The following is a 6,539-nucleotide window of genomic DNA, read 5'->3' as shown; positions in this document are numbered from 1 at the left end:
CGCGGTGTCGGCGGCGGTGCGGCCCGGCGTCGTGGTGTCGGTGCCGGTCCGCGCGCCCGGTGCGGTGTCGGCCGCGGTGCGGCCCGGCGGCGTCGCCAGCGGGGCGGTGCGCGGCGAGGCGTCGTTGCGGCTCACGTCATAGGGGACCACGCGCCCGCGATCCTTCTCGTCGCGATACGTGAACTCGGGCAGCGACTTCAGCTGCTCCTTGGTCATCGCAACGGTGACCTTCTCGCCGTTCTGGCTGACGTTCAGGTCGCTCCATTTCAGCGCGACGTTCTTCTCGCCCATGCCGAGGAATCCGCCGACGCCGACCACCACGGTCTCCGCTTTGCCGCCAGAACCGAGCAGCACGGATTCGATTTCGCCGATTGTCTCGTTCTGCGTGTTCTGGATGTCGCGGCCGATCAGCTTGTCGGCCTCCACCTGCGAGGGCATCTGCTGGGTCGCCGCCGCCTTCGGCGCGGTCGTTCCCGGCTTGGTGTCGGCAGCGAAGCTCGCGGTGCCGATGGTCAGTGCAAGGCAGCTCGTCGCCGCCACGAGAAGTGGTGTGCGCATGTTCTCCTCCAGTCCTGTGTCTCGCTGGCGACGAGGCGGCAGCTTGTCGCGGCGCCCGCAATCGCCTCGTCCCCGGCAAGGGAACGTGCGGCTCCCCAAATGGTTTCCGACAATCGCGAATTCGCGCGGCGGAGCATTTCTTTGCGACAAGTGTCCGAGGCAGGGAACCAAACCGGATCCGGCGTCGACAAGCGGCCCGGCTTGCGCGCGCTGCGCTGGTCGGCCACCGCGGCGGCGATCGTCGCCGCCATCCTGGTCGCCTCCAACACCGAAGCGACGAAATGGGGCTTCGTCATCTTCTCCGTCGCCTCGGTGCTGTGGATCGGCGCCGGCCTGGCCGACCGGATCTACAGCCTGGCCACGCTCAATGCCGTGCTGCTGGTGGTCAACCTCGTCGGCATCTGGCGCTGGTTTGCCTGACGCGGCTCAGGCGGCGCGCTGCGAGCGCACATGCGCCAGCGTCGAGATGCCGAGCCAGCGCGGCAGCGCGCGCCGCGCCCGCGCGGAGCCGTCGGCCTCCAGCCGGCCCTCGGCCAGCGCGCGGGCCAGGGGAAGGTCGCCGCGCCAGATATAGATCATGTCGCGCAAGGTCGCCGCGAGGTAGAGATCGATCTCGAAACCCGGATCGTCGAGGCAGAGCTCCACCTCGCCGCCGTCGTTGACGAACCACCAGTGCCGGCGCTTGCCCTTCTGGTCGGTGAAGCTGAGCTGCACCACCGCACGGCGGGGGCCGAGCGCCTTCGGATGCACCGAGCGCTGCATGGCCCAGATCAGCAGGCCGAGGTCCACCTCGTGCGCCGCCAGTTCGCGGCGCGACCAGCGCTGGCCCCAGATGCCGAGCGCCTCGATCAGCGGCGCGAACTCGGCGCCGGCCGGCGTCAGGTGATAGGTGCGCCCGCGCGGCGCCGGCCGGCTCTCGACGATGCCTTCCGCCTCCAGCTGCTTCAGCCGGCGCGACAGCAGGGTGGGCGAGGCGAGCGGCGCGCCGCGGCGCAGCTCCGAGAAGCGTGTCGCGCCCGTCGCGAGGTCGCGCAGGATGATCGGGGTCCAGCGCTCGCAGAACACCTCGGCCGCCTTGGCGACCGGGCAGAACTGGCCATAGGTCTTCATGCGTCTGCCCTCCCTTCGAAGCCGCAACGCTAACGCCGGCCGGGGGGCCGCCGCCACTACACTTCGTGGACTATCGCGGGCCCGTCCGCCCGTGTTCGGCTTCCGGCAGCACGCAACCGCCAGCGAAGGGAGCCGGCCATGCCAGACAACGTCCTCGCCCATCACCGGCCGGCGGCCGAGATGTGGGGCCTCGGCGGCGCCGCCTATGACGAGATCAGCTTCGGCATCTCCGATGCGCTCGCGCATGCCGCACAGCGGCTGAACGCCCGGCCCGGCCAGCGCATCCTCGACGTGGCGACCGGCACCGGCTGGTCGGCGCGCAATGCGGCCCGCACCGGCGCCGAAGTTACCGGCATCGACATTTCCGGCGATCTGCTGGCCGCCGCGCAGCGGCTCTCCGCCCATATCCGGCCGGCGATCGACTTCCGGCAGGGCGATGCGGAGCAGCTGCCGTTCCCCGATGCGAGCTTCGACGGCGCGATCTCGACCTTCGGCGTGATGTTCGCCGCGAACCACGAGCGTGCCGCGGCCGAGCTTGCCCGGGTGCTGCGGCCGGGCGGGCGGCTGGTGCTCGCGACCTGGGTGCCGGGCGGCGCGGTGGCGCAGTTCTTTGCCGTTGTCGGGCGACATGCCGGCGGGCCGCCGCCGGAGCCTTCGCCGCTTGCCTGGGGCGATCCCGCGCAGGTCGCAAGGCTGCTCGGCGGCAGCTTCGACCTTGCCTTCGAGCGCGGCACCAACAACGCCTACTACGACGACGTGCAGCAGATGTGGGACTGGTTCAGCGAGGGTTTCGGCCCGGTGCGCCAGCTGGCGCGGGGCCTGCCGCCCGACCGGCTGGAAGCGTTCCGGCGCGATGTCGACGACTACCACCGGCACTACGCCGTGCCGGCCGGGCTGCATGTGCGGCGCGAGTACCTGGTCGTGATCGGAAGGCGCAAATGACGCTAATCTCCCGGGCAGTGATTCGCCCGGGAGATGCATGCCGACCCCGACCACGCTGAACCAGATCCGCGCCCGTGTCTTCGCGCAGACGCTCGGCCCGGCGGCGAAGCTCGGGCCGGCACTGGAAGCACTCGGCTTCGTGCAGGCCGATCCGATCCGCGCGCCCGCGCGGGCGCAGGATCTGATCCTGCGCCATCGCGTCGCCGGCTACCGCGCCGGCGACCTGGAGCGGCGCTTCGCCAAGCTGCCGATCGAAGAGGATTATCTCTACGCCTACGGCTTCCTGCCGCGCGGCATGGCGGCGCTGCTGCATCCGCGCCGTGACATCGCGCGCCGCGACGGCGTTCACAAGCCGAAGGGCCTCGCAGCCGAGGTGCTGGCGCATGTGCGCGACCGCGGGCCGACACACCCGGCCGCGCTCGAGGCCAGCTTCGGCCGCGCCCGCACGCTCAACGGCTGGGGCCAGCAATCCAAGGCGACGACGCGGGCGCTGCACTTCCTGCAGCATTACGGCCTGCTGCGCGTGGTGCGGCGCGACAGCGGCATCCGCGTCTACGAGGCGGTCAGCGAGCGCCCGCCGCCGCTCACCCCGGACGAGCGCGCGCGCGCCATCCTGCGCCTCGTGCTGCGGCTGCAGGCGCCGGCCACCGAAGCGGGCCTCGGCCACACCTTCGGCCTGCTGCGCCGCGGCGCGCCGGGGCTCGGGCCGTTCCGCCCACTGCTCGCGGCGATGCTGAAATCGGGCGAGATCGAGACGGCCGAGATCGAGGGACTGCGCTATCTCTGGCTCGCTGGCGATGAGCGGCCGGGCGTGCCGCGCCGCCTGCGCCTGCTCGCGCCGTTCGATCCGATCGTTTGGGAGCGGCGGCGCTTCGAGCATCTGTTCGGCTTCGACTATCGCCTGGAAGCCTATACGCCGCCGAAGAAACGCCGCTTCGGCTACTACGCGCTGCCGCTGGCATGGGGCGATCGCGTGATCGGCTGGGCCAATGTGGCGATGACACCGCACGGCATCGATGCGAAGCTCGGTTTCGCCGGGCGCGAGCCGAAAGGTCAGGATTTCCGCCGCAGCCTCGATGCGGAACTCGCGCGAATGCAGAGCTTTCTCGGCGCCGAACGCTAGGCCTCACGCCCTCTACGTTGGCTTCGGGCGCCGGCGCTTCGCCGGGAAGCGATCGGCGGCGGGCGCCGGCCGAAAGCCCTTGTTGCCGCCCTTCAGGCCCTCCGGCAGCTCGCGCGGCGGCGGCGTGATGGCGGGATCCGGCACGCCGCTCGAAATGTCGCCCTTCCTGGTGCGCGGCTTCGGCGCGTCCGGTGGCGTCGGCGCCGCGTCGTCGACCGGTCCCTCTCCCTGGTCGCGCGGCGCGGGAGCGGGTGGGGGTGATGCGGTACGGCGCTGGCCCGGCATCGGCGAAACCTTCCAAGTGGTGGGGACACCATTGACTCCTTTGCGGAACGTCCCCGCGCCGCCGGGCGTTCCGCAACGACCCGCTGAGAGATTCCAGGATCAGCTTGGAAATTCAGGAAGGAGCAGCCATGCCGTGGGAAGCTTTGCCACTCGAGTCGCTGTGGCATCTCGGCATCCTGGCGCTCGGCGTCGCGATCGCCGTGGCCGTCGTCTACAACTCGCGCCGCAGCCGCCGGAACGAGCGGATCGCCGAGAAGGCGACGCACGAGCTTTACGCGCATCCGGAGCGCTACGACGAGACGAAGCGCGAGCTGGAGAAAGAGGTTCAGCGCTGAGCCCGGCGTAAAGCCGGTTCCGGATGCCGGCGGCTTGAACTACATTTGCATACACGAGCCGCGTCTTTGCCTGTCGGGGTGGCGTATTGGGCGAATCCGAATTGCCTGCCGGCGATGCCGGCCTGTCCTTCGTCGAACGCCTGCCGGTGGACCGGGCACGCCGCTGCTTCCATGCCTGGAACGCGGCGCGGGCGATGCGGGCGACGGACGGGCGGCCCGAGCTGAAAGATTTCGCGCCGCACCGCCTGCCGCCGGAATGCCTGCCCTGGCTCACCATCCATCGCGAGCAGCCGGGCGGCGAGGTCGTTTACGGGCTCGTCGGCCAGGAGTTGATTGATCTGTTCGGCAGCAACCCGAGGGGCAAGCCGGTGCTCGCCAATGCGGCACCGGCGGAGCGCGCGGCGCGGCTCGCCGGTATCCGCGAGGCGATGCAGACCGCCTGCCCGGCCTGGTTCACCGGCGCGCTGTCGTTCGAGAACCACGTCGCCCTGCCGGTCGGCCGGCTGGTTCTGCCGGCGCAGGCCGGGGCCGACCGGCTGCTGGTGCTGATCTATTTCCTGCTGTCGGTGGCGGCGCCGGGCCGGCCGCGCCCGCTGGGCAGTGCCAGCTTCGATTCCCGCGACGTCACCTGGTGCCCGGCCGCGGAGCTGGCGGCGCCCGGTCCGGCCCCGGCCTGACCCGTGCGCCGTTCTGCCGAATCCCGATGGTTGTGACGGCCGATATGGCGCGCGCCGCCGGGTCCGCGCAGTATCGGCAATGGTGAGGCGCCGGCCAGGACGAGTCGTTCTGGGAGGTCGCCGATGGTCGAACGACAGATTTCCGCCGACGGGACGGGCGCGCCAGGGCCCGGGCGCCCGCCGTTCGACCTCGTCATCTTCGACATGGACGGCGTGATCTTCGAGGGCCGCAACTTCTGGCTCGACCTGCACCGCGCCTATGGCACCGAGGCGGAGGCCTTGCGGCTCTGGCAGGCCTATGGCGAGACCGACTATCCGCGCCTCGGCAGCCTGACGGCGAGCGGCGTCTGGCGCGGCCGCGATGCTGCGGTGTTCGAGCGACTGGTGGCGGAGCGGCGCTATGTCGACGGCATTCACGATGTGATGGCCAGGCTGGAGGCCTGGAAGATGCGCACCGCCATCGTCAGCAGCGGGCCCTGGCAGCTTGCCGAGCGGGCGCGGCGCGAGCTCGGCATCGACCTCGCCCTGGCCAACCGCCTCGCCATCGTGGATGGCCGGATCGCCGGCACGGTGGAGATCATGGTGGACGAGAACCGCAAGGACGAGGTGGCGATGCAGGTGATGGCCGCCTTCGCGGTGCCGCGCGAGCGCACCGCCGTGGTCGGCGACACGCCGGCCGATGCCCGCATGGCGGCGGTTGCCGGGCTTGCGGTCGCCTATGATTGCGAGAGCCCCGTGCTGCTCGCCGCCGCCCGTGCCGCGCTGCCCAAGGGCGAGCTCCGCCGCGTCATCGGCATCCTCGCCGCGGCCTGACCGCGGCGCTATCCCTTGCTCGGCACCCGGGCGCGGGACAGGGCGGTGTTGGCGCGGTGGCCGGTGGTCGCCCGCGTCACCGTGACCGCCTTGCCGTCGGTGGTGACACGGCCTTCGAGCGTCAGCGGGGTGGCGAGCCTTGTGTCCAGTGCCTCGAAGCGGAACGCATGCGTCTCGTCGCCGGGCGTGAGCTCGCCGCGATGCGTGACGGTGCCGTCGGGCCGCACGCCGAACAGCGCGAGCTTGCCGCCGCCGGCCGGGTGGGTCATCAGATAGAGGTGCAGCGAGAAGCGGGCGAGGCTGTCGGCCTTGCGCAGCACCACGCCGACCACGGCGTTGCTCCGGCGGATCTCGCCCGGCGCCTCGGCGGGCAGGATCAGGAAATCGTTCCGCTCGCAGCTGAGCGCGGCGCCGCCGGCCGGCGCCAGGCGGATCGCCGGCACCTCCTCGGGCAGCCGCGGGGCGATCCGCGCCAAGGTCTCGGCACTGATCGGCGCGGCCTCGACCGGCGTCTCGCGCTCCAGCGGCTGCGGCGACGTGCGCGCGGCCAGCAGGTCGCTGCCCAGGCCCAGCCGGTAGGAGATCAGGCTGCGGGCGAAGCCATGCGCGCGGGCGGCGGCGGGCTCGCGCGGCACGGTGCTGGCGCGCAGCGCCGTGAGCGCCTTGCGGTCGCCGATGCGGCCGAGCGCCTCGGCG

10 protein-coding genes are annotated in these 6,539 nt (G+C 71.7%); 6 read left to right on the top strand and 4 right to left on the bottom strand.

The window, feature by feature from the left end:
• The coding region (locus DT074_RS27275) for a PRC-barrel domain-containing protein (protein WP_162915281.1) at positions 1–558 on the bottom strand (558 nt) is incomplete at its 3' end.
• A gap of 141 nt (positions 559–699) precedes the next feature.
• Here DT074_RS27275 and DT074_RS27270 point away from each other — a divergent pair.
• Positions 700–978, top strand: a complete 279-nt coding sequence (locus tag DT074_RS27270) for a hypothetical protein (RefSeq protein WP_162915280.1) — start codon at positions 700–702, stop codon at positions 976–978.
• A 6-nt stretch (positions 979–984) separates the two neighbouring features.
• Here the strand turns inward: DT074_RS27270 and DT074_RS28350 are convergent, their stop codons facing one another.
• Complete coding sequence (locus DT074_RS28350; RefSeq protein WP_162915279.1) at positions 985–1,668, bottom strand: winged helix-turn-helix transcriptional regulator; 684 nt, start codon at positions 1,666–1,668, stop codon at positions 985–987.
• A gap of 138 nt (positions 1,669–1,806) precedes the next feature.
• On the opposite strand from DT074_RS28350, the gene DT074_RS28345 reads away from it, so the two are divergent.
• Positions 1,807–2,610, top strand: a complete 804-nt coding sequence (locus DT074_RS28345; protein WP_162915278.1) for a class I SAM-dependent methyltransferase — start codon at positions 1,807–1,809, stop codon at positions 2,608–2,610.
• Positions 2,611–2,647: 37 nt separating this feature from the next.
• On the top strand, positions 2,648–3,733 hold the full coding sequence (locus DT074_RS27260; protein ID WP_119422991.1) for a DNA glycosylase AlkZ-like family protein: 1,086 nt from the start codon (positions 2,648–2,650) through the stop codon (positions 3,731–3,733).
• 12 nt (positions 3,734–3,745) lie between these two features.
• Here DT074_RS27260 and DT074_RS28340 read toward each other — a convergent pair whose 3' ends face one another.
• The gene (locus tag DT074_RS28340) at positions 3,746–4,018 is read right to left on the bottom strand and encodes a hypothetical protein (protein WP_162915277.1); all 273 of its coding nucleotides are present in this window, start codon (positions 4,016–4,018) and stop codon (positions 3,746–3,748) included.
• A gap of 128 nt (positions 4,019–4,146) precedes the next feature.
• On the opposite strand from DT074_RS28340, the gene DT074_RS27255 reads away from it, so the two are divergent.
• From DT074_RS27255 to DT074_RS27245, 3 genes are all read left to right on the top strand, one after another.
• Positions 4,147–4,353, top strand: coding sequence for a hypothetical protein (locus DT074_RS27255; protein WP_119422990.1), 207 nt, complete (start codon positions 4,147–4,149; stop codon positions 4,351–4,353).
• Between the two features lie 86 nt (positions 4,354–4,439).
• The gene (locus DT074_RS27250; RefSeq protein WP_119422989.1) at positions 4,440–5,030 is read left to right on the top strand and encodes a PAS domain-containing protein; all 591 of its coding nucleotides are present in this window, start codon (positions 4,440–4,442) and stop codon (positions 5,028–5,030) included.
• 123 nt (positions 5,031–5,153) lie between these two features.
• Complete coding sequence (locus DT074_RS27245; protein ID WP_119422988.1) at positions 5,154–5,843, top strand: HAD family hydrolase; 690 nt, start codon at positions 5,154–5,156, stop codon at positions 5,841–5,843.
• Positions 5,844–5,851: 8 nt separating this feature from the next.
• Here the strand turns inward: DT074_RS27245 and DT074_RS27240 are convergent.
• On the bottom strand, positions 5,852–6,539 hold a 688-nt coding region (locus DT074_RS27240; RefSeq protein WP_162915276.1), incomplete at its 5' end, for a hypothetical protein.

Origin of the sequence: Desertibaculum subflavum (genome assembly GCA_003576705.1) — a bacterium.
GTDB lineage: Bacteria > Pseudomonadota > Alphaproteobacteria > Ferrovibrionales > Ferrovibrionaceae > Desertibaculum > Desertibaculum subflavum.
The sequence above is the reverse complement of the archived record's forward strand: the minus strand, read 5'-3'. Positions and strand labels throughout refer to the sequence as shown.

What these genes read in the sequence shown, in the direction of transcription:
- DT074_RS28340 (WP_162915277.1), bottom strand. Translation starts at nt 4,018, where the DNA reads ATGCCGGGCCAGCGCCGTACCGCATCACCCCCACCCGCTCCCGCGCCG.
- DT074_RS28345 (WP_162915278.1), top strand. Translation starts at nt 1,807, where the DNA reads ATGCCAGACAACGTCCTCGCCCATCACCGGCCGGCGGCCGAGATGTGG.
- DT074_RS28350 (WP_162915279.1), bottom strand. Translation starts at nt 1,668, where the DNA reads ATGAAGACCTATGGCCAGTTCTGCCCGGTCGCCAAGGCGGCCGAGGTG.
- DT074_RS27260 (WP_119422991.1), top strand. Translation starts at nt 2,648, where the DNA reads ATGCCGACCCCGACCACGCTGAACCAGATCCGCGCCCGTGTCTTCGCG.
- DT074_RS27245 (WP_119422988.1), top strand. Translation starts at nt 5,154, where the DNA reads ATGGTCGAACGACAGATTTCCGCCGACGGGACGGGCGCGCCAGGGCCC.
- DT074_RS27255 (WP_119422990.1), top strand. Translation starts at nt 4,147, where the DNA reads ATGCCGTGGGAAGCTTTGCCACTCGAGTCGCTGTGGCATCTCGGCATC.